This window comes from Vreelandella titanicae BH1, from assembly GCF_000336575.1.
GTDB classification, from domain to species: domain Bacteria; phylum Pseudomonadota; class Gammaproteobacteria; order Pseudomonadales; family Halomonadaceae; genus Vreelandella; species Vreelandella titanicae.
Window position 1 is genome coordinate 124379 of the sequence record NZ_AOPO01000007.1, and the last position, 20883, is coordinate 145261.

21 protein-coding genes are annotated in these 20883 nt (G+C 52.9%); 19 read left to right on the plus strand and 2 right to left on the minus strand.

Annotated features, from left to right (window positions below; all coding sequences use genetic code 11):
• Positions 1-307 precede the first annotated feature (307 nt).
• The 4 genes from HALTITAN_RS26220 to HALTITAN_RS14315 all read left to right on the plus strand — a co-directional run bounded on the left by HALTITAN_RS26220 (position 308) and on the right by HALTITAN_RS14315 (position 3071).
• Positions 308-562 carry an adenylyl-sulfate kinase gene (locus HALTITAN_RS26220; protein WP_027956929.1) on the plus strand — a complete coding sequence of 85 codons (255 nt, stop codon included), beginning with the start codon at positions 308-310 and terminating at the stop codon, positions 560-562.
• A gap of 235 nt (positions 563-797) precedes the next feature.
• Positions 798-1568 carry an amino acid ABC transporter substrate-binding protein gene (locus HALTITAN_RS14305; protein ID WP_009287529.1) on the plus strand — a complete coding sequence of 257 codons (771 nt, stop codon included), beginning with the start codon at positions 798-800 and terminating at the stop codon, positions 1566-1568.
• A gap of 82 nt (positions 1569-1650) precedes the next feature.
• Positions 1651-2319, plus strand: coding sequence for an amino acid ABC transporter permease (locus HALTITAN_RS14310; RefSeq protein ID WP_035538134.1), 669 nt, complete (start codon positions 1651-1653; stop codon positions 2317-2319).
• Positions 2316-3071, plus strand: a complete 756-nt coding sequence (locus HALTITAN_RS14315) for an amino acid ABC transporter ATP-binding protein (RefSeq protein ID WP_039859541.1) — start codon at positions 2316-2318, stop codon at positions 3069-3071. The genes HALTITAN_RS14310 and HALTITAN_RS14315 overlap by 4 nt, the downstream gene beginning before the upstream one ends.
• A gap of 17 nt (positions 3072-3088) precedes the next feature.
• On the opposite strand, the gene HALTITAN_RS14320 is transcribed toward HALTITAN_RS14315, so the two are convergent.
• A complete protein-coding gene (locus HALTITAN_RS14320; protein WP_009287531.1) occupies positions 3089-5065 on the minus strand; it encodes a sensor domain-containing diguanylate cyclase in 1977 nt (658 codons plus the stop codon).
• A gap of 295 nt (positions 5066-5360) precedes the next feature.
• Between HALTITAN_RS14320 and rpsT the strand changes: the two genes are divergently transcribed.
• From rpsT to HALTITAN_RS14380, 12 genes are all read left to right on the plus strand, one after another.
• Positions 5361-5627 (plus strand): 30S ribosomal protein S20, encoded by a 267-nt coding sequence (gene rpsT, locus HALTITAN_RS14325; RefSeq protein WP_022521977.1) that lies wholly within the window; start codon positions 5361-5363, stop codon positions 5625-5627.
• A gap of 84 nt (positions 5628-5711) precedes the next feature.
• Entirely contained in the window at positions 5712-7295 is a 1584-nt protein-coding gene (murJ, locus tag HALTITAN_RS14330) for a murein biosynthesis integral membrane protein MurJ (protein ID WP_027956925.1), read from the plus strand.
• A 66-nt stretch (positions 7296-7361) separates the two neighbouring features.
• Positions 7362-8399: a bifunctional riboflavin kinase/FAD synthetase gene (gene ribF, locus HALTITAN_RS14335; protein WP_039859542.1), complete on the plus strand. Its 1038-nt coding sequence runs from the start codon at positions 7362-7364 to the stop codon at positions 8397-8399.
• A gap of 7 nt (positions 8400-8406) precedes the next feature.
• Positions 8407-11238, plus strand: coding sequence for an isoleucine--tRNA ligase (gene ileS / locus HALTITAN_RS14340; protein WP_176316388.1), 2832 nt, complete (start codon positions 8407-8409; stop codon positions 11236-11238).
• A gap of 58 nt (positions 11239-11296) precedes the next feature.
• Positions 11297-11794 (plus strand): signal peptidase II, encoded by a 498-nt coding sequence (lspA, locus tag HALTITAN_RS14345; RefSeq protein ID WP_039859584.1) that lies wholly within the window; start codon positions 11297-11299, stop codon positions 11792-11794.
• Between the two features lie 35 nt (positions 11795-11829).
• The gene (gene fkpB, locus HALTITAN_RS14350) at positions 11830-12276 is read left to right on the plus strand and encodes an FKBP-type peptidyl-prolyl cis-trans isomerase (RefSeq protein WP_022521982.1); all 447 of its coding nucleotides are present in this window, start codon (positions 11830-11832) and stop codon (positions 12274-12276) included.
• A gap of 11 nt (positions 12277-12287) precedes the next feature.
• Positions 12288-13292 (plus strand): 4-hydroxy-3-methylbut-2-enyl diphosphate reductase, encoded by a 1005-nt coding sequence (gene ispH, locus HALTITAN_RS14355; RefSeq protein WP_009287532.1) that lies wholly within the window; start codon positions 12288-12290, stop codon positions 13290-13292.
• An 81-nt stretch (positions 13293-13373) separates the two neighbouring features.
• Positions 13374-13769 carry a type IV pilin protein gene (locus HALTITAN_RS14360; RefSeq protein WP_022521984.1) on the plus strand — a complete coding sequence of 132 codons (396 nt, stop codon included), beginning with the start codon at positions 13374-13376 and terminating at the stop codon, positions 13767-13769.
• The gene (pilV, locus tag HALTITAN_RS14365) at positions 13756-14364 is read left to right on the plus strand and encodes a type IV pilus modification protein PilV (RefSeq protein WP_236614962.1); all 609 of its coding nucleotides are present in this window, start codon (positions 13756-13758) and stop codon (positions 14362-14364) included. The genes HALTITAN_RS14360 and pilV overlap by 14 nt, the downstream gene beginning before the upstream one ends.
• Positions 14361-15470 carry a PilW family protein gene (locus tag HALTITAN_RS24535; RefSeq protein ID WP_051052059.1) on the plus strand — a complete coding sequence of 370 codons (1110 nt, stop codon included), beginning with the start codon at positions 14361-14363 and terminating at the stop codon, positions 15468-15470. Before pilV ends, HALTITAN_RS24535 begins: the two co-directional genes overlap by 4 nt.
• Complete coding sequence (locus tag HALTITAN_RS14375; RefSeq protein WP_022521987.1) at positions 15470-15901, plus strand: hypothetical protein; 432 nt, start codon at positions 15470-15472, stop codon at positions 15899-15901. The genes HALTITAN_RS24535 and HALTITAN_RS14375 overlap by 1 nt, the downstream gene beginning before the upstream one ends.
• 149 nt (positions 15902-16050) lie before the next feature.
• A complete protein-coding gene (locus HALTITAN_RS14380) occupies positions 16051-17073 on the plus strand; it encodes a tryptophan--tRNA ligase (protein WP_039859591.1) in 1023 nt (340 codons plus the stop codon).
• A gap of 139 nt (positions 17074-17212) precedes the next feature.
• Here HALTITAN_RS14380 and HALTITAN_RS14385 read toward each other — a convergent pair whose 3' ends face one another.
• Positions 17213-17731 (minus strand): Hcp family type VI secretion system effector, encoded by a 519-nt coding sequence (locus HALTITAN_RS14385; protein WP_009287534.1) that lies wholly within the window; start codon positions 17729-17731, stop codon positions 17213-17215.
• Between the two features lie 642 nt (positions 17732-18373).
• On the opposite strand from HALTITAN_RS14385, the gene tssB reads away from it, so the two are divergent.
• The 3 genes from tssB to tssE are packed head-to-tail and all read left to right on the plus strand — an operon-like array spanning position 18374 to position 20865.
• Positions 18374-18883, plus strand: a complete 510-nt coding sequence (gene tssB, locus HALTITAN_RS14390; protein WP_009287535.1) for a type VI secretion system contractile sheath small subunit — start codon at positions 18374-18376, stop codon at positions 18881-18883.
• A gap of 53 nt (positions 18884-18936) precedes the next feature.
• The gene (tssC, locus tag HALTITAN_RS14395; protein WP_009287536.1) at positions 18937-20418 is read left to right on the plus strand and encodes a type VI secretion system contractile sheath large subunit; all 1482 of its coding nucleotides are present in this window, start codon (positions 18937-18939) and stop codon (positions 20416-20418) included.
• A gap of 15 nt (positions 20419-20433) precedes the next feature.
• Positions 20434-20865, plus strand: coding sequence for a type VI secretion system baseplate subunit TssE (gene tssE / locus HALTITAN_RS14400; protein WP_022521991.1), 432 nt, complete (start codon positions 20434-20436; stop codon positions 20863-20865).
• Positions 20866-20883: the final 18 nt, after the last annotated feature.

A 20883-nucleotide genomic window follows, 5' to 3' on the forward strand; every position in this document is an offset into this window, starting at 1 on the left:
TGGCGGCCTGCCGCATTTTCTCGTCGATGGTAGCCTAGGAGTAGTTAAAAGCGCCCTGATGAGTAGGCTGTTGTCTGAATCCGCCCTGCAAACATTAGAGGATCCGCGGCCGTTAGCTTTTATGCTAGCGGCGGTGTTGGATGCTCTTGCTTGATGAAATCGAGCCTGAGTTGGCGTCACTCCCGCTACTTGAGACCATGTTTAATCCTGTTTCTGCAGGGCGTCCCTACGAGATCAGATTGGGCTCACAATTCGTAGTGAGCGCCAACTCGACCGTGACCTGCTGGAGGATGGGGAATTTCTCGAAGTGTTTGTCGATACGCCGCTGGAAATTGCTGAGCAATGCGACCCAAAGGGCCTTTACAAAAAAGCTCGCCATGGCGACTTGAAAAATTTCACCGGTATTGACCCCGCTTACGAAACTCCTCAGGCCCCTGAGCTTACACTTAATACGGCGGCGGCTATCACTCCAGAGAAATCGGCTGAGCAGGTGATACAACTGCTGATTGAAAAGACGGGTGGTGAAGTGATACACCGCTCGATAATTTTTTGGCGCTTGTAGGGCTGGGAGGCAGATGCGCAATGATAAGGTTTGAGGGGCATTCTGAGTGTCTTGTGCAGAGTAAAATAAGTCACGATAGTTGTTTAGCTTTTATATGCAATAAAAGTATAAAAATTATCTTTAATATTCTTTTGTATGCTTTTGTCGTAGAGGTAAACTAGCAGCATCAATGCCTCATGATTATTTGTGTGGCTATTCGGATCGTCGGGATATCAACTAACGAGGAAACAGACTCATGCCACTATCACGCAAGCTTAATCTTACTCTCGCTGCGCTTTCGTTGAGTGTTGCCAGTGGGGTTTTCGCCGCTTCTGCCCAAGCCGATACGCTCCGGGTGGGCATGTCCGGCGGTTATTTCCCCTTTACCTTCGTTGAGCAAGACGAGCTCAAAGGCTTTGAAGTTGATGTCATGAATGCCGTGGGTGAGATCACTGGTGATGACATTGAGTTCGTTACGGCGAGCTTCTCGGGCTTGGCGGGGATGCTTGAATCTGGCCGTATCGACACCATTGCCAATCAGATCACCATTACCCCAGAGCGTGAAGCGAAGTATGTGTTCACTTCGCCTTACGTGTATGACGGCGCGCAGGTTGTGGTGCGGGCAGGCAATGACACCATTGAAGGTGTTGAAGATTTGTCCGGTAAAAGCGTGGCCGTCAACCTGGGCTCGAACTACGAGCAGTTATTGCGTGAGCAGCCCAATGCCGATGAAATCGACATTCGCACCTATGAGTCCAATATCGAACAGGATGTGGCGCTGGGCCGGGTAGAGGCCTTTGTGATGGACCGCGTGAGTGCTACACAGGTCATTAAAGAGAAAGGCTTACCGTTAGAGCTGGCGGGGCAGCCGTTCTCGACCATTGAGAACGCATTGCCGTTCCGTGATGATGAAGCGGGCCGTGAGCAGCGCGACCGTGTCGATACAGCGCTGAGTGAGTTGCGTGAGAATGGCGAGCTGCGTGAGATATCGGAAAAGTGGTTCAATACTGATATCACCCAGCCCTAAACGCTGAACTGATCCGTTCAACGCGGCCGTGGCATTGCCACGGCCGTTTGCTTATAAGCGATTTAGCCTATGTTTAATTATCATGCTTAACCTCGAATACATGTGGGGGCTGCTGCCGGTTCTGTTGCGCTACTTGCCGCTCACCCTTCAAATGGCAACGATTGCCATGTTCTTTGCGCTGATTCTGGCGTGCCTGCTGGCGGTAGTTCGCGTATCGAAAGTGCCGTTCTTAAATGGCTTCTCACTGCTGTTTATCTCGTTTTTCCGGGGTACGCCGCTGCTGGTTCAGCTGTTCCTGTTCTATTATGGCCTACCACAACTGATTAGCGCCTTGATCTCGATTACCGGCGTTACCGCCGCTGTGCTAGGCCTGACGCTGCACTTCTCTGCCTATATGGCCGAATCCATTCGTGCGGCGATTGTCGGGATTGATCGCAGCCAGACTGAAGCCGCGCTTTCCATCGGGATGACCCAGTCGCAACTGATGCGCCGTATCATTTTGCCCCAGGCTACCCGCGTGGCAACGCCGACGCTGATGAACTATTTCATCGACATGATCAAAGCGACCTCGTTGGCCTTTACGCTGGGGGTGACCGAGTTGATGGGCGCTACCCAAAAAGAAGCTGCGGGCAGCTTCCTCTATTTAGAAGCATTCCTGCTGGTGGCGCTGATTTATTGGGCGATTGTGGAAGTGCTCTCTTGGGGGCAGCGCCGGTTAGAAATTTATCTGAATAAGGCCTACCAACGATGATTTCGCTGCAAGGCATTACCAAGCGTTTTAGTGGCCATACGGTGTTTAAAGATATCGACTTGAGTCTTGCTCAGGGCGAGATCATTGTGATCATTGGGCCTTCCGGTACAGGTAAATCGACGTTGCTGCGCTGTATCAACTTTCTTGAACGCCCTGATGCAGGCCGTTTGCAGGTGGGTGATTTGAGCGTTGATACCCAGCGTGCCAGCCGGGCAGATATCCTGGCATTGCGCCGGCGTACCGCCTTTGTATTTCAGAACTACGGCCTGTTCGCCAACAAAACCGCGCTGGAGAATATCAGCGAGGGGATGATCGTGGTGGATAAGTTGCCGAAAGCGAAGGCCCATGTACGGGCAAGAGAGATCCTTGAGCGCATCGGTCTGGCAGACAAAGCAGATGCTTATCCCGCTTCTCTCTCCGGCGGTCAGCAGCAGCGGGTGGGTATTGGCCGTGCCATGGCCGCCAACGCCGACGTGATTCTTTTTGACGAGCCCACCTCTTCACTTGACCCTCAATGGGTAGAGGAAGTATTGAGCCTGATGAAACAGTTAGCGGTAGAGCGCCAGACGATGATCGTGGTCACCCACGAGATGCAGTTCGCCCGGGAAGTAGCGGATCGGGTTGTCTTCATGGACGAGGGCGGCATCGTCGAGGAAGCGCCTCCTGAAGAGTTGTTCACTGCACCCAAAGATGAGCGAACGCGCCATTTCTTGCGCAAAATTTTAGCGCCCACGGGGCAGGCCGTGCCTTAAAGGCCGCAGTAGGTCAGCTACATCGCGTTAACAACCACTTGGTTTCGGCCATTATCTTTAGCCTGATATAACCCTATATCGGCGCGTTTCAGGGCAGGCTTAAGTGCTTTTTCGTTGTCTAGAATAGTCGTTACCCCTAGCGAAGCGGTCAGCCAAAGTGCCTTTTCTGCGTGCTCAGTTGAGACGTTAATCGGGGTCGCTGCCGTTGTTCTACGTATTCGCTCGGCCACCTGTTCCGCTTGAGAAAGCGAGGTGTTGGGAAGCAAAATAGCAAACTCTTCGCCGCCCACTCGGCATAGCAAGTCTTCCTGACGAAGCAGCTCGGTTACTATTTTGGTGAAGTTTTTCAGTACGTCATCACCCGCGTCATGTCCGTACGCATCGTTAATGTGCTTAAAGTGGTCAATATCAATGGCGATGAGCGCGATGGGGTGGTTTTGCCTTCGCGCCCGGGATATTTCAGTCGTTGCTTGGGCCTGTAAATAGCGCCGATTGAAGACCCCCGTTAAGGGGTCGGTCATGGCTTGGGCGCGTAGTTTCTCTTCCAGCTCTTTGCGCTCGGTAAGGTCAAAGACGGTAGCGCGCGAATGCACAAACTGACCATTGCGGCAGAAGGCTGAGGCTTGAATCATGACGTGACGCTGCTCGCCGTTTCGGGTTAGCAGGCTGCATTCAGCGCTACTGGGTTGATTTTGTTTTACGTTTGCGAAAGCTTTATCAAACTGATCGCGGGTTTCTGGCGTGATCAATTCTCGGTAAGTGATGTGACCAATAACTTCTTCGTCGGTGTAGCCTAGCCAAGCGAGCTCGGTGCGGTTCATTTTGATCACTCGCCCTGTGGTATCGAGCGAGTGGTAGCCACAGGGGGCGTTTTCATAAAGATCGCTGACTTCATGAGCGTGGCGCTGAGCCGCCCTACGTAGCTGGCGCTGACGCTGGCTGCTGAGAGCCCAGAATATTCCAAAGGCGACGGCGACACCGTAGGTCAACAGTAGAAACCAGAGCACGGTGGTCTCTTCTTCTATTAAGGATCGCCAAGTAGGCAGTGGTAATGTCACGCCCAGCTTCCAAGGGTAGTAAGCGTTTTCGCTGAAAACAGTACCCGCTAGGCTACGGTAGCGCTGAGTGCGTATATCTTCAGTCTGAAAGCGTAATAGCTGGCCATCGACCTTGGCATGACCTGTGTTGCGCTGCTGCATGGCTTGCCAATAGAGAGGTGAAAGGGCGGCAAAGTCGCTGCCAAAGCTCGTCGTATTTAATGGCGGGAAGCCTTCATCGAGCAGCCATCGTCCTTGGGCGTCGATTAAAATCGCATTGGCATCTTGGTCAAGCAACATGGCCTGACGTAGGGCGCTGGTAAGGTAATCCCAATTGAGGCTCAAAAGCACCACACCGCGGCGTTCCCCTGCTGCATCAAAAACAGGGGTAGATACATTGACCACAGGAATCACGTCGCGACCCATTAGCTCAAAGTGGAGGTTACGGCCCGGTGGCGAGATATAAAGATCGCGTGGCTGCAGTGAAGAGGCTCCTTTGAAATAGTCGGTATAGGCATGATGATTGGCATTCACGCGGGGCCCCGTTTGAATACTTTTAGGTGCACGGAGTACTTCGCTGCCATGATTATCAATGAGTACTAGCTTGGTATAGCGAGGGTTGTGGCTGATCAACGTGTTTAGAAAGGTTGAAAGTTGCGATAAGTCGCTAAGCGAATAAGGCTGGGCTGATATCGACGAGTTGTCCTGTGCTGCCAGGTACCGCCTTAACGCAGGCATTTCGGCAATCGCCAGCGCGTAATTTAGGCTTTCATTAATATCGCGGGTTAGTGCCTCCTGGCCAGCTTTCAATAAGGCATCTGCTTCGGTATGCAGGCTATCTAGTCGGGACTCCATATGGACATGGAGCACAGGCAGCAACGTTGTCGATACGAGGATCAACGGTATGCAAATGGCTAGTAGTAAGCGAGTGTGTAAACGCCGCAATGACACTGACATGTTTCCTTTGAGTAGGTCTGCGCCGGGCAGCCTGCTTTTAAAGTTATACGTTGTACTTGTAAAGGCGTAGCTAGCAAGCTCGCCAAGCGCGTGATAGACTACGCCATCCTCTCAGACAAGTCCCGTGAGCGGGCAGCTTATTTCGACTGCCTGCTACACACTTTGGTAGGGTGATACGCCTGCCAAATCAATTGGTTGTTGCGGAAACGTCGTGCTGTGGCAGCACAGCAGACGAACACATATTTAATTTCGTTGCCGTTTTGTCGGCAACCTTTATTCTCCAAGGAGATACCCTGTGGCGAACAGCAAGCAAGCTCGCAAGCGCGCCCGCCAGGCCGAGAACCGTCGCGTCCTGAAATCCAGCCAGCGCAGCATGGTCCGCACCTACATCAAGCGTGTAGTGAAAGCGATCGGCACCGGCGACCACGCTAAGGCAATGGAAGAGTTCAAGGCAATGCAACCGGTCGTTGACCGTATTGCAGACAAAGACGTGCTGTCTAAGAAGAAAGCAGCTCGCCTGAAGAGCCGTTTGAACAAGCGTATTAAGGCACTGGCGGCGTAAGCCGGCAGGCGCCATAAAAAAACCGGCTGCGGCCGGTTTTTTTGTGTCTGGATGATTTTTCTAGATGATTTTTCTGGATAGCTTATGACAGCGAAGAAAGCACCCAACACATCCCCAGGCACCACAGTCGTGCGTCGCGGGCTAATGCGCTCGGGGCTTGTAGTCAGTGCCATGACCATGCTGTCGAGGGTGATGGGGCTGGCGCGTGATGTGGTTATCGCTACCTTCTTAGGGGCAGGGGATGGCGCTGATGCGTTTTTCGTAGCGTTTAAGATCCCTAACTTTCTGCGCCGTCTGTTTGCCGAAGGGGCTTTCAACCAGGCTTTCGTACCCGTGCTCTCAGAGTACTCCACCCAGCGTAGTCGGGAGGAGATACGCGCGCTGCTGAATGCCACTGCCGGTAGCTTAACGGCGGTGCTGGCGCTAATTACCGCCGTGGCGATGCTCTGTGCGCCGTGGCTGATTTGGGTATTTGCCCCTGGGTTTGGCAGTGAGCCGGACAAGCTGGCGCTGACCGCGGATATGCTGCGCTTAACCTTTCCTTATTTACTGCTGATTTCGCTCACCGCGTTTTCCGGTAGCGTACTGAATACCTGGAACCGCTTTGCGGTTCCCGCGTTTACCCCGGTGCTGCTTAACCTTTCGCTGATTGGTGCGGCGCTGTTTTTAATGCCGCTAATGGAAGAGCCCGCCATGGCGCTCGCCTGGGGCGTGTTGATCGCCGGAGCGGCCCAGTTGGTTTTTCAGGTGCCGTTTTTACTGCGCTTGGGATTGATGCCTACTCCCTGGCCTAATTTTGCTCATGAGGGAGTGCGACGCATACTGAAACTCATGGGGCCTGCGCTGTTTGGGGTATCGGTATCGCAAATTAACCTGCTGTTGGATACCGTTTTGGCGTCATTGCTGGCGGCGGGCAGCGTGTCGTGGCTTTACTACTCGGATCGTTTAGTGGAACTGCCGCTGGGCGTGTTTGGGGTGGCCATTGGGACGGTGATTTTACCAGCACTCTCTAAACGCCATGCTGACCAGTCCAAGGAGCACTTTGCTGCGATGCTTGATTGGGCGATCCGCATTGTATTGCTGTTAGGCTTGCCCGCGGCACTGGCGCTGGCGGTGCTTGCCGAGCCGCTGTTAATCACGCTGTTTCATTACGGAGCGATGACCGACAACGATATCCAGATGGCGGCCATGAGTCTGCGTGCTTATGCCTTTGGCTTGGTAGCCTTTATGCTGATCAAAGTATTGGCACCGGGATTTTTTGCTCGCCAAGACACCAAAACCCCGGTGAAGGTAGGCATTATCGCCATGGTCGCTAATATGGTGTTTAACCTACTGCTGATTTGGCCGCTGGCTCATGCTGGATTAGCGTTAGCCACCGCGCTTTCTGCTTTCTTGAACGCGGGCCTGTTGGGTTACTTACTGCATAAGCAGGGAGTGTTGGTCTTTCAGCCGGGCTGGAAGCGCTATGCGGTGCAGTTACTAGGTGGCAGCGGGCTAATGTGCGCGGCCCTCTATTTTATTGCGCCCGACTGGCAGGCTTGGCTCGCGTTTGGCCTTTGGCAACGGATAAGCTGGGTCACCGGGCTAGTGATACTGGGCGGCTCGCTGTACTTTGCGTGGCTGGCGGCACTGGGTTTGCGCGTTCGTCATTTAAAAATGCACTCATAACACTGCATCCTTGGGTGTGGGTTCGTTATAATCAGAGGCTTTATGTCCTCCAACGGCTGAGGTGCCATGCGCGTCATTCGAGGTCTGCACAACTTGAGAGCGGCTCATCGTGGCTGCGTTGCCACCATCGGTAATTTCGATGGGGTGCATCGCGGCCATCAAGCCATCCTGCAGCAGTGCCGAGAGCATGCGGCGCGCTGGAGTGTGCCGTTAACAGTGGTGGTGTTCGAGCCCCAGCCGCGTGAATTTTTTGCTGGTGATCAAGCTCCACCGCGTTTAACCCGGCTACGCGAGAAAGTACGGCTGCTCCGCGATTTTGGCGCTGAACAGGTTCTCTGCTTGCCGTTTAACGATGCGCTGCGCAGCCTTACCGGGCGTGAGTTTATCGATCAGGTGTTGATTGATGGGCTAGGCGTTAAGCACTTGGTCGTGGGCGATGATTTTCGCTTCGGCTGCGACCGCCGCGGTGATTTTGCCCTGCTGGCGGAGGTCGGGCGCGAACAGGGGGTTGGCGTAGAGCACACGCGTACTTTTACCGTGGATGACGAGCGGGTTTCCAGTTCTCGGGTGCGTACTCTGCTTGCCAGCGGCAATTTTTCTGCTGCTGCGCGTTTGCTGGGCCGCGCCTATTCGTTACATGGCCGAGTGGTGCGCGACCAGCAGTTGGGGCGCACCATTGGTGTACCGACTGCCAATTTGCCGCTGATGCCCCAGCCATTAACGCTGCGTGGGGTTTATGCGGTGGTGGCTGAGCTTGAAAATGGCGAGCGCTACCCAGCAGTGGCGAATGTGGGCTTCCGCCCTACGGTGGGTTCGGAACGGCCAACGCTGGAGGTGCACCTGCTGGATTTTAAAGGTGATCTCTACGGCCAACGCATGACGGTGTTTCCCTGCGCGCGCCTACGGGGTGAGGTGAAGTTTGACGGCCTTGAAGCGCTTAAAGCGCAAATTGAACGTGACCAGGCCCGCGCTCGCCACTATTTAACCGCGATGGTGGGTAAGCAAGACTATTCTCTTCCGCTGGCCTCGGCCCCGCTTGGGCGTGAGACCGCTTCTTCTGATTCTTCTTCGGCGGGAAATTCCGCCGATGCTAACGACGGCTGACCGGACTATGGATTATAAGCACACGCTGAATTTGCCTGAAACTGATTTCCCCATGCGCGGCATGCTGCCAAAGCAGGAGCCAGGGCGGGTTTCCCAGTGGCAGGATATGAATATTTACCAGCGCCTGCGGGAAGCGCGCGCGGGCGCGCCGCTGTTTGTGCTGCACGATGGCCCTCCCTACGCCAACGGCAGTATTCATATTGGTCACGCCGTTAATAAAATCCTTAAAGATATTATCGTTAAATCGAAGAATTTAGCCGGTTTTGATGCGCCTTATGTGCCCGGCTGGGACTGCCACGGCCTGCCCATTGAGCACAAAGTAGAAACCACTCACGGCAAGAACCTGGCGCCGCAACACGCCCGTGAGCTTTGCCGTGAATACGCTGGCGCCCAAGTTGAAACACAACTGGCCGACTTTGTTCGTTTGGGCATTATTGGCGATTGGGATCACCCATACCGCACTATGGATTTCGCCAACGAAGCGAGCGAGATTCGTGCCTTGGCCGAGATGGTCGACGCGGGTTACGTGTTTAAAGGTTTGAAGCCGGTCAACTGGTGCTTTGACTGTGGGTCGGCGCTGGCGGAAGCCGAAGTCGAGTACGCTGATAAGAAATCCGACGCCATCGACGTCGCCTTCCCGGTAGAAGATGCCGATAAGCTCGCTGCCGCCTTTGGCTTAAGCGAGCTGGCCAAGCCTGCGGCAGTGGTGATCTGGACTACCACGCCGTGGACTATTCCGGCCAACCAGGCGCTCAACGTTCACCCTGAGTTTACCTATGCACTGGTCGATACTGGCGAGCGTTTGCTGCTGCTGGCGGAAGAGCTGGTGGAGAGCTGCCTGGAGCGCTTTGAGTTACAAGGCGAAGTGATTGCTACCACTCAAGGCAAGAACCTCGACCTGATCAATTTCCTTCACCCGTTCTATGATCGGCTCTCGCCAGTCTACCTGGCAGAGTACGTCGAGTCTGAGGTGGGTAGCACCGGTATCGTTCACTCCGCACCCTCTTACGGCATGGATGACTTTATCACCTGCCGCGAGCATGGCATGGAGTTTGATGACATGCTCAACCCGGTGCAGGGAAATGGCGTTTACGTTGACGACCTGCCGTTCTTCGGCGGCCAGATGATTTGGAAGGCCAACCCCCATATCGTCGAAAAACTGCGCGAAGTGGGTGCGCTGATGGCGCATATCCCGATCAAACATAGCTATATGCACTGCTGGCGCCACAAAACGCCGGTGATCTACCGTGCCACGGCGCAGTGGTTTGTGGGTATGGACATCAAAGACAAAGATGGCAAAACCCTGCGTGAACGTGCCCTTGAAGGTATCGAGGCCACGGCGTTTACGCCTGCCTGGGGCCAGGCGCGCCTGCACAGCATGATCGCCAACCGCCCGGATTGGTGTATCTCGCGCCAGCGTAACTGGGGCGTGCCGATCCCGTTCTTCCTACACAAGCAAACCGGTGAGCTGCATCCGCGCACCGTTGGGTTGATGGAAGAGGCGGCCAAGCGCGTTGAGCTGGAGGGCATCGATGCCTGGTTCAAACTCGACCCGGCAGAGCTGCTGGGTGCCGAAGCGGCGGATTACGATAAAGTCACCGATACCTTGGATGTCTGGTTCGACTCTGGCACCACTCACCGCCACGTACTTCGCGGCTCGCACCCCCATGGCCACGAAAGCGGCCCGCGGGCGGACCTCTACCTGGAAGGCTCCGACCAGCACCGCGGTTGGTTCCACTCATCGCTGCTCACCGGTTCAGCGATTGATGGCCATCCGCCGTACCGCCAGTTGCTGACCCACGGCTTTACCGTCGATTCTCAGGGCCGCAAGCAGTCCAAGTCACTGGGCAATGTGGTCGCGCCCCAGGAAGTGATGGACAAGCTGGGCGGCGATATTCTGCGCCTGTGGGTTGCCTCTACCGACTACTCTGGCGAAATGGCCGTCTCCGACGAAATTTTGAAACGCACCTCTGATGTGTATCGGCGGATTCGTAACACCGCTCGCTTCCTGCTTTCGAACCTTAACGGGTTTGATCCAGAGAAAAACCAGGTAGCGTTTGACGATATGCTGGCACTGGATCAGTGGGTGGTGGATCGAGCGCACCAATTGCAGGCGCGGATCGAAAAAGCCTACGAAGAGTACCGCTTCCTGGATGTTTACCAACAGGTGCATGGTTTCTGCGCCCGGGAACTGGGTGGCTTCTACCTGGATGTGATTAAAGACCGCCAGTACACCACGCAAACCGATTCGCTGGCGCGGCGCAGTGCACAAACCGCGCTCTATCACGTGGTGGAAGCGCTGAGTCGTTGGATCGCGCCGATTCTCTCCTTTACCGCTGAGGAGATTCACGAAAACATCCCCGGTAAGCGCGGCGACAGCGTGCTGCTGGAGACTTACTACACTAACCTTGGCAACCTGGAAGAAAATGCTGAACTGGGTCGTGCTTTCTGGGAGCAAGTGCTGGAAGTCAAGCACTCGGTCAACAAGTGTCTTGAAGATGCCCGTAATGCCAAAGTCATTAAAGGCAGCTTGGCAGCTGAAGTCACGCTGTATGTCAGCGATGACCTGCAGGCGACTCTGGCTAAACTGGGTGATGAACTGCGCTTTGTGATGCTAACCAGTGAAGTGACGCTTAAGCCCTTGTCTGCTGCGAGTGATGCAGAAGCGACCGAGCTGGATAGCTTGAAAGTCGCGGTTAAAGCCAGCGACAACACCAAGTGCGAACGTTGCTGGCACCATCGTCCCGATGTAGGCACCTATGCGGACCACCCGGATCTGTGTGGACGCTGTATCAGCAATCTCCCCGAAGGTAGCGGTGAGATTCGTTACTATGCTTGATAAAAACATAGCTAAAGAAACTAAAACACCGTCTGACGATGTCGACACACGGCCGCCAATGCAGCGGCCGCTGCGCTGGCTGTGGCTAGCTGTGGCAGTAATTGCCTTGGATTTGGTCACCAAATACGTGGCCAGTAGTCAGTTGGGCTATGCCCAGCCGGTCGAAATACTGCCGTTCTTTAACCTGACGCTGCTGCACAATACTGGCGCAGCGTTCAGCTTTTTAGCCACGCATCCTGGCTGGCAGCGCTGGTTCTTTGCGTTGATTGCTGTGGGAGCCAGCGTGGCGTTGACGGTGTGGCTTTCACGCATCAAACACGATGAAAAGTTACTGGCGATAGCGCTGCCGCTGATTATTGGCGGGGCGCTGGGGAATCTCTACGACCGCCTAGTGCATGGCTATGTGGTCGACTTTTTATCGTTTCACGTCGCTGGGTGGTACTACCCGGCGTTTAACGTGGCGGATATAGCGATTTCCCTTGGGGCGGTCGCTTTAATCTGGGAATCCATTATGGGCGAGCGGCGGCGCAAAAAAGCGGCCAAGACTTCCCATTAATTGAACGTTGAGAACAACGTATATTGAGAACTGCTATGAGCGACTATCTGATCGATGAAGGCATGGAGGTGACGCTACACTTCACCTTAAAGCTGGAAGATGGCACTTTGGTGGACTCCACCAAAGACAAAGCACCGGCTACCTTCGAGTTTGGCGACGGAAATTTGCCGCCCGGTTTTGAGCATCCGATTAAAGGCTTGGCTGCGGGGCAGGAGGGTACCTTTCAGATAACCCCTGAGCATGCATTCGGCCAGCACAACCCGCAAAATATTCAAACCCTGAAGCGGGCAGATTTTGGCGATGAAGCCCCGGAAATTGGTATGGTAATGTCGTTTGCCGATAAAGCGGGAACGGAATTGCCAGGTGTGGTCAAAACCATTGACGGTGATCGTATCGAGGTGGATTTCAATCACCCGTTAGCAGGCCGCACGCTCACCTTTGAGGTCGAAGTGCTCGACGTCAAACCGGTGACAACGCATTAATTCACTAAGCGATGCCGCTTACGCATCAAGGCGCTACTATGCAAACGACGCAAGCACAGCCCATACAGATCAAGTTAGCCAATCCGCGTGGTTTTTGTGCCGGTGTGGATCGCGCGATTGATATCGTTAATCGCGCGTTGGATGTGTTTGGCCCGCCGATTTACGTGCGCCATGAGGTTGTGCATAACCGCTTTGTGGTCGAAACGCTGCGCGCTCGTGGGGCAGTGTTTGTTGAAGAACTGGATGAAGTGCCGGACGATGTCATCGTCATTTTCTCCGCCCATGGCGTTTCCCGTGCGGTGCAAGCCGATGCTGAGCGGCGGGGCTTGAAGGTATTCGACGCCACCTGCCCGCTGGTCACCAAAGTGCACTTGGAAGTATTGCGCTACGCCAAGCGTGGTCAAGAGTGCATTCTCATTGGTCATGAAGGCCATCCGGAAGTTGAAGGCACTATGGGGCGTTATGACACCTCCCACGGTGGGCGTATCTACTTGGTAGAGGATGAAGAAGACGTCGCTAAGCTGGAGGTGAATGATCCCTCAAAGCTGGCCTTCGTGACCCAAACTACGCTGTCGATGGATGATACCGCTAAGGTGATCGACGCGCTGCGCGATAAGTTTGCCGAGATTCAGGGGCCACGCAATGACGATATTTGCTACGCCACGCAGAACCGTCAGGATGCAGTACGTGAGCTAGCGGCCCAGAGCGATCTATTGCTGGTGGTGGGCAGCCCCAATAGCTCCAACTCTAACCGCTTGCGAGAACTTTCTGAGCGCATGGGCACGCCCGCCTACTTGATCGATAACGCTGACCAGATCGACCCCAAGTGGCTTGAGAACGTAGCGCGTGTAGGCGTCACCGCAGGCGCCAGTGCCCCTGAAGTATTGGTGAAAGGTGTGATTGCCAAGTTGCAGACTATGGGGGCTGCATTACCTGAAGAGCTACAGGGCCGCGAGGAGACCATTACTTTCTCTATGCCAAAGGAGTTGCGTGAAAAGGTGATCGCCAGCAGCTAACCATAGGCCTCGCAATGCAATGCGTATTAGTTTGCGACATACTAAAACGGTATGAGCCCACTAATACAGGAGCGAAGCCGCGTGTCTTATACCTCTCATCTTTCGACTGGCCATTCTTTACTGAATGGCCAGCGCGGCTTCACCCTCATTGAATTGATGATTGTGCTGGTGATCATCGGCATCGTCGCCTCCATTGCCTACCCCAGCTATACCCGCTACGTGCAAAAATCAGTGCGAACCGACGCCCACGCAGGCCTTATGCAAGCCGCTTCAGAGCTTGAGCGCTGTTACACGCGCTCTTACAGCTATAGCGATTGCACCATCAGTGAGTTATCTCCCGAAAAAAATTATGAGATTGCTGAGAGTATTAACGGTGACGGCTACCTACTGACTGCGAGCACCGTTCAAGATGATGGCTGTGAAGAGGATATAACCTTAAGTTCGAATGGCGAAAGGTTACCCAATGCCTGTTGGTGAGTTAAGGCGACAACGCTTTCAAAGTGTGGGCGACGCTGCCACTTCCAACTGTCCTGACTCTCCCTGCGAAATGACGTTAAACCCCACCCATCAAAGTGCTTCAGCTCCTTCTGTAACGCTGGTGATTAGCACATCGGACAGCCTTCGCAGGAAGGAGAGAGTCATAAACTCTCAGCGCGGCTTTAGCTTATTGGAAGCGCTAATCGCACTGGTGGTTCTCTCGATTGGCCTGATCGGCGTTGCCGCCATGCAGCTTAATGCACTGCAAAGTGCCAATGCAGGCTATCAGCGTTCGGTGGCAAGTGTTGCGGCTGTGGATGCTCAGGAGCGGCTTTGGGCTCAGCTAGCCACGCTCGAAACAGGCCAGACCTGCGAGGATATCGACATCTCCGGCGTGCAGAGTGCATGGAAGGAGCATTGGTTTCAAAATAGTGGTGCGACACCACTACGGGGAGCCTCTTCTTCCCAAAGCCGGATTGCAAAAGGTGACAGTGGAAGTGATTGTCGCATTGACGTGACTGTGGCCTTGGGCGAGAACAATGACGATCAATTTAGCTACTTCTTTCTTCTTCCCAAGGTCGAGAGTTCACCATGAGGCAGCGTCAACAGGGCTTTACACTGGTGGAGTTGATGGTGGCGTTGGCGATCGGCACGGTCATTATCCTTGGGGCTGGCCAACTGTTTCTAACGACCTTTCAGACCTTTCAAAATGTTGACAAGGTAAGCCGTAAGCAAGAGAACCTGATTTTTATTGCCCAGAGGCTTACCAGTGAAATTCGTCAAAGTGGGCCGGGTCGCTATACGTTACGGTGTGAACGGACTCAGGATGCCTGTAGCTGTACGGTGGCGGATCAGGAAGAGAATGGGCAGCCGATGGTAAGTTTTCTTAAAGATGTACAGAATCATGATTCGTCAAGCCAGTGTAATGAGGACGAGCACGTGTTAGGCGAACTTGTGTCGGGTGACGCACCGCTTTACCGGGTGGAACTGCCCTTAGAGAACAATGGTGAGGCGATTGTATTTCATGTCATGGAGCGACAGGGCATATATGCCAGCTTCTTTGATACTCCTACCAGTCAGAAGGGGAAGGGCGATGCAGTGATTGCGGGAGGTGCCGTGAGCGGGGCGGAAAATATCCTGGTAAGTGAATCAACGGTTAACTCAAATTTAGATCCATCGATTATCCCTTCTCCGCAATCAAGCGACTCGTATGATTACTACACAGGCTATATCAATAACATTAAAAATCTGGACGGCGTGATTGCTACCTGTACCGAAAACGAAATCATGTTTTCATCGGGCAAGGTCTTTTATTGCGATGGAAATATAAATAAGTTAAACGTGACTGAACTTAGTGGAAAGGTGGTCGTAGTAGAGCAAGACATTTCAATACAGCAGAATGATAACTCCTCAGTCACTGATGTCGCCATTGTCGCTGGTGGCGAAATTAATTTTAATGGCAATAATACCAATGCACTGTTTCGAGGACTTATCTGGGGAGCGGGTAGTGTCAATTTAAGCATGTCTGGCGTTGAGTTTGTTGGTAGTGTTATCTCCAATGGCTCTGTTGTATTCAATAATGTCAATAGTATTAATGCTGACCTGAGTGTTTGGGAGTTACTGTCAGTATATGGTTATGAGTTCTCTATGCGTCAAGCATTAGAGGGTTTGTCAGAAAATATCGATTTTGGTGACGACTGATGACTCTGCAAAATCGTCAGAAAGGCGCTGCATTGGTCATCGTCATGGCGCTACTAGCCGGGGCACTGCTACTGGGGACTGCCGGCATGCAGTCAGCAATCATAAATGAGCATTTGGCAGGTAACTACCGGATAGTGGCGCAAGCCAATATGAATGCAGAGTCGGCTTACGCAAAAGCGGTTGAGGAGAATCTCGAAACAATAAACTGGGGTAGTGAGTCTTATGACCAAAATTATATTGAAAAGATGAATTGGGAGAGTATCAAAGGGCTTGGGCAGGTCGTAGATCAGTGTGAGGGGGAGGCCTTCCTGTGTTTTTATTTTCCTTTGCTTGTTGATGGAGAAAAGTGCTTCGTCGCGTTTGGAGCTGTATATGATGATCAGGAAGAGCCGCTTGCCTTTAGTGACCCCTATTTTCTTTTCATCGATTGAGCATTTCTTTCAGAATGATAACGGCATAATGCTCTTGTAAATCCTCACCACTCTCTGCGGATATTGTAAAACCAAATTCTGCCTGTCGCATCCCCAGGTTCATACAAGTATCATACGACAATGTACGTTCAATGATGAGCCTAAAAACCATGAGCCAGACCGCAAAAACCCGCGTTCTCACCGGTATCACCACCTCCGGCACGCCCCATTTGGGCAATTATGTGGGCGCTATCAAGCCTGCTATTGAGGCAAGCCAGGATCCAACCGTTCAGTCGTTCTATTTCATGGCCGACTATCATGCGCTGATTAAGTGTCCAGACCCGAAGCGTGTGCAGGCGTCTCGCTTGGAAATTGCTGCTACTTGGCTGGCAATGGGGCTGGATACCGATAACGCCATTTTCTACCGCCAGTCGGACATTTCAGAAATCCCAGAGCTGACTTGGATGCTCTCCTGCGTTTGTGCCAAAGGCTTGATGAATCGCGCCCATGCCTACAAAGCAGCGGTTGCAGAGAACGAAGAGGCGGAAAACCAGGATCCTGATAAAGGTATCACCATGGGGCTGTTTGGTTACCCCGTGCTGATGGCGGCGGATATTTTAATGTTTAACGCCAATAAAGTGCCGGTGGGGCGTGACCAGATTCAGCATATCGAGATGGCTCGCGATATCGCCGGGCGTTTTAACCACCTCTACAAAGGTCAGCACTTTACCCTACCTGAGGCCGTGGTAGACGAAAAAATACAACTGTTGAATGGCTTGGATGGGCGCAAGATGTCCAAAAGCTACGATAATACGATCCCGCTCTTTTCCGCTGAGAAGAAGCTGCAAAAGCTGGTACGTAAGATTAAGACCAACTCGCTGGAACCCGGTGAGCCGAAAGATCCGGACACCTGCACGCTGTTTCAAATCTACTCCGCCTTTGCGACACCTGAAGAGACCGCTAGCCTGCGTGAGCAGTATGTGAACGGTATTGGCTGGGGCGCGGCTAAAGATCAGGTGTTTGAGTACTTGAATACACACTTGAGCGCGCCGCGTGAACGCTATAACGCACTGATGGAAGACCCGGCCCACATTGAGGCTGTGTTGCAAAAAGGCGCCGAACGGGCGCGGGAAGAAGCTGCCGTAACGATGGATCGTCTACGTTCAGCGGTAGGTTTAGGGCGGTTTGTGTAATCCCAGAGCCTTGGCGCAATACCAATAGCGACACGCCTGCAGCAATAGAGCAGAAACGACGAAGCCCCTTCCAAGTGGAAGGGGCTTCGCTTGTTTCAGGCCTTGTTTTTCAGGCCAGGGCTAGGCTATTAGCAACAGCTTAACCTTCGATCGGGGCGCGCCAGTCGTCGGAACCAGAGGTGCCAGCAACAGTGTGTTCCCAATCAATTTTACGGTAAGCCAGTGACACGTCCATCAACTGGGTGAATTCAGACTTGGTGATGTCTTGGGCGTGTGGCATACGCAGGTTGATGTCAACGATAGTGGCATCGGTCAGCGTGGTCGTGAAGAAGTGCTCCTGCTTACCTTCAACAGAGGTGCGGTACCACTTCAGCTCAACGTTGGGCAGCATTTCACCAGACGCTAGTGCGTTGTACATCAGCGGTACTGATTTGTTCAGGGCAACAGTAAAGATAAAGGGCTTGTGTGCACGCTGACCGGATGGCTGACCAGACTGCGGATCAGTGGGTACGGTAACGACATGCTTAAATTCTTGTACCAGCATTTGGTCTTCATGGCCCTCAACGTAGATGTTGCCTACGGAGTCAGGGGTAAAAGCGCCTGCTGTGATGTTGCCCTGAGTTTGGCCTTCGATGCTGATATAACATGGTGTTGGCATGGTCTGCTCCTTGACTGAAAAATTAAAGAAATGTCACGTGGACTCAGACAATAGAGCAACTTCAGGGCCAAGTTTTTAAATTTGTTATATATCAATATGTTATGTGTTTGTTGTGTAGGGCGCTTCTTTCTGCGGGGCAAAAAGTTGCCTGTGCTGGGCAAGATATTGCCTGGCAGGGCAAGAACTTGCTTGCTTGCTCGTTACATCTACAAGCGCTTAGTAACGCTGGGTTGCATCTACCGTTACCTTGCTTTATGACTAAAGCCTTTCTTGGAATTTTAAGCAGAAATAGGGCCATGGGAGCAATATTTTTGCCGCTAAAAATGACGGCGCTGCCCATTTAAGCACCTCTCTTGTATGAATTTTGCTCTCCGTTTTGTAAGAAATCACTGACAGTTTTTGTAAGAGATCTCTTACAAATGCGGTTTTTAAGAATTAGTTTTAATTAGCTTCTTTGATTGTGCTGCTAAAATTCGCGAAAAAGGTCGTAAAACACGTTTTCTTGAAAGTCTTCTTCTCTCAGATTGTCGCAATACCTGCTTAGAGCCATTTGGTACTTTCGGTGTAAATCCGGTACTTTCCCGCAATTAATAAGCATTCTTCTTTGAATCGAAAATGTTCTAATTTTTACGGGCGAAAACCATGGCTAAGCAAGGAACGGTCGCGCCGAAAGAGCGCATCAATATCAAGTATGTACCCGCTACAGGTGATCAGCAGGCCGAGACTGAACTGCCGTTGAAATTATTGGTGGTCGGTGACTTCAAGGGAGGCGAGGAAGATACCTCCATTGAGGAGCGTGAGGCTGTTTCTGTTGATAAGAATAATTTCCAGTCTGTTATGCGCGAAGCGAACCTTGGCTTGCAGGCTGCGGTTCCCAATCGATTGCAAGAAGAGGGTGAAGCAAGCGATTTGGCCGTCAATTTGGAGTTTAAATCACTCCATGATTTTGCGCCCGACAGTATCGCTCGGCAGGTGCCGGAGCTGCGTAAGCTAGTCGAATTAAGGGAGGCGTTGGTGGCATTGAAGGGGCCGCTGGGCAACGTACCTGCTTTTCGTGATCGTTTGCAGAAGCTACTCGAAAGTGACGAAACGCGTCAGCAGCTGTTGGCGGAGCTAGAGCTGCTTGATTCTGACCCTAATCGTAACGATTAAGCATTCTTATTTTCGTGCTAGTCCAGTAACCGGATTGTATTCGAGGCATCTCTATGAGTGATACGGCGCAAAAGAAAAGCCAAACGGTGGAAGCCCAGGAAGAGGTTTCTTTACTTGACCAAGTGATGGCGCAGACGCGTATGGCTCCAGCGGATGAGGGCTACGACGTTGCCAAGCAAGGCGTTGCCGCTTTTATTTCCGAACTGTTAAGCGGCGAGAACGCTGCCCCGCAGGTTAATAAAGCCGTTGTAGATAGCATGATCGTTGAACTTGACCGGAAAATTAGTCGGCAAGTTGATGAGATTCTTCACGACAATAGCTTTCAGCAGCTGGAGTCTGCGTGGCGTGGCTTGAAGCTGTTGGTCGACCGCACCGATTTCCGCGAAAACATTAAGCTTGATGTGCTTCACGCCACCAAAGAAGAACTGCTGGATGACTTTGAGTTTGCTCCGGAAATTACCCAAAGCGGGCTCTACCAACACGTTTATGCTGGCGGGTATGGTCAGTTTGGCGGTGAGCCGGTAGCAGGGATTATCGGGCATTATGATTTCACCCCCTCGACCCCTGATATGAAACTACTGCAGCACACGGCTGCTGTAGGGGCGATGGCCCATGCGCCGTTCCTGTCAGCGGTGGCGCCTTCCTTCTTCGGCATCGATAGCTTTGAAGAGCTGCCCAATATCAAAGATTTTAAAGCCATCTTTGAAGGGCCTAAGTACGCTCGCTGGCGTAGTCTGCGCGAGTCAGAAGACGCGCGCTATTTAGGTCTGACGGCGCCTCGTTTCTTGCTGCGGATGCCCTACGACCCGGTCGAAAACCCCATCAAGACATTTAACTATCGTGAAACCGTCAGCGAAGATCACGACCATTATCTTTGGGGTAATACGGCGTACCTGCTGGCCGAGCGCTTGACTGACAGCTTTGCAAAATACCGCTGGTGCCCGAACATTATTGGCCCTCAAAGCGGCGGTGCGGTTGAAAACCTGCCTGTCCATACCTACGAAGCGCTAGGCCAGTTGCAGGCTAAAATCCCCACAGAGGTGCTGGTAACGGATCGCCGCGAGTTCGAGATGGCCGAAGAAGGCTTTATTTCGTTAACGATGCGTAAGGGTAGCGATAACGCTGCTTTCTTCTCGGCTAACTCCGTACAAAAGCCCAAGGTATTTCCGAACACGCCCGAAGGCAAAGACGCTGAGACCAACTACAAGCTGGGTACTCAACTGCCGTATATGTTCATCATCAACCGCCTGGCTCACTACATTAAAGTGCTCCAGCGTGAACAGATCGGTTCATGGAAAGAGCGTCAAGACCTTGAGCGTGAGCTGAATACCTGGATCCGCCAATACGTGGCCGACCAAGAGAACCCGCCCTCCGATGTACGCAGCCGCCGCCCGCTGCGTGCCGCCTCTATTCAGGTGTCGGATGTCGAAGGCGATCCGGGTTGGTACCAGGTGTCTATGTCGGTGCGCCCGCACTTTAAGTACATGGGTGCCAACTTTGAGCTGTCGTTAGTCGGGCGTCTCGACAAGGAATAAGGGAACCTCTCCATCATGGCTATTAACCATGGCAGCCTGCTAGGTAGCCGTCTGTTTGAGCGTCTTGCGATGCCTGAACAGCCGTTAGCGCATGGGGAGGATGAGAGGCTGGCGGAAACTGTTGAGTCGATCAAACGACACTTAGTGGAGTTGCTCAACAGTCATCCGGGCAATAGCGCCTGTGAGCCTGAGTTGGGGTTGCTGGACTTCAATGATGCAACGATCGGCGTGCTGGATTTAGAGCTGAATATCCAGCGCGCCATTCGGCAATGCATCGAACGCTTTGAGCCGCGGGTTCAGCACGTTGAAGTTGAGTCATTACCCAATAATGGCGATCCCTTACAACTGCATTTTCAAGTACATGCCACCGTAGCGTTAGGGCGAGATAACGCCCACGCCACGATCGACTTATTGCTCAATAATAAGCGCTATCAGTGTCTTAACTGATAGGCTTGCGAGGCCCGA

Excerpts from the sequence above, each read along its gene's own strand:
- HALTITAN_RS14305 (WP_009287529.1), top strand. The coding sequence starts at position 798 with ATGCCACTATCACGCAAGCTTAATCTTACTCTCGCTGCGCTTTCGTTG.
- HALTITAN_RS14310 (WP_035538134.1), top strand. The coding sequence starts at position 1,651 with ATGCTTAACCTCGAATACATGTGGGGGCTGCTGCCGGTTCTGTTGCGC.
- HALTITAN_RS14315 (WP_039859541.1), top strand. The coding sequence starts at position 2,316 with ATGATTTCGCTGCAAGGCATTACCAAGCGTTTTAGTGGCCATACGGTG.
- HALTITAN_RS14320 (WP_009287531.1), bottom strand. The coding sequence starts at position 5,065 with ATGTCAGTGTCATTGCGGCGTTTACACACTCGCTTACTACTAGCCATT.
- murJ (WP_027956925.1), top strand. The coding sequence starts at position 5,712 with ATGACAGCGAAGAAAGCACCCAACACATCCCCAGGCACCACAGTCGTG.
- ribF (WP_039859542.1), top strand. The coding sequence starts at position 7,362 with ATGCGCGTCATTCGAGGTCTGCACAACTTGAGAGCGGCTCATCGTGGC.
- ileS (WP_176316388.1), top strand. The coding sequence starts at position 8,407 with ATGGATTATAAGCACACGCTGAATTTGCCTGAAACTGATTTCCCCATG.
- lspA (WP_039859584.1), top strand. The coding sequence starts at position 11,297 with ATGCAGCGGCCGCTGCGCTGGCTGTGGCTAGCTGTGGCAGTAATTGCC.
- fkpB (WP_022521982.1), top strand. The coding sequence starts at position 11,830 with ATGAGCGACTATCTGATCGATGAAGGCATGGAGGTGACGCTACACTTC.
- ispH (WP_009287532.1), top strand. The coding sequence starts at position 12,288 with ATGCCGCTTACGCATCAAGGCGCTACTATGCAAACGACGCAAGCACAG.
- pilV (WP_236614962.1), top strand. The coding sequence starts at position 13,756 with ATGCCTGTTGGTGAGTTAAGGCGACAACGCTTTCAAAGTGTGGGCGAC.
- HALTITAN_RS24535 (WP_051052059.1), top strand. The coding sequence starts at position 14,361 with ATGAGGCAGCGTCAACAGGGCTTTACACTGGTGGAGTTGATGGTGGCG.
- HALTITAN_RS14375 (WP_022521987.1), top strand. The coding sequence starts at position 15,470 with ATGACTCTGCAAAATCGTCAGAAAGGCGCTGCATTGGTCATCGTCATG.
- HALTITAN_RS14380 (WP_039859591.1), top strand. The coding sequence starts at position 16,051 with ATGAGCCAGACCGCAAAAACCCGCGTTCTCACCGGTATCACCACCTCC.
- HALTITAN_RS14385 (WP_009287534.1), bottom strand. The coding sequence starts at position 17,731 with ATGCCAACACCATGTTATATCAGCATCGAAGGCCAAACTCAGGGCAAC.
- tssB (WP_009287535.1), top strand. The coding sequence starts at position 18,374 with ATGGCTAAGCAAGGAACGGTCGCGCCGAAAGAGCGCATCAATATCAAG.
- tssC (WP_009287536.1), top strand. The coding sequence starts at position 18,937 with ATGAGTGATACGGCGCAAAAGAAAAGCCAAACGGTGGAAGCCCAGGAA.
- tssE (WP_022521991.1), top strand. The coding sequence starts at position 20,434 with ATGGCTATTAACCATGGCAGCCTGCTAGGTAGCCGTCTGTTTGAGCGT.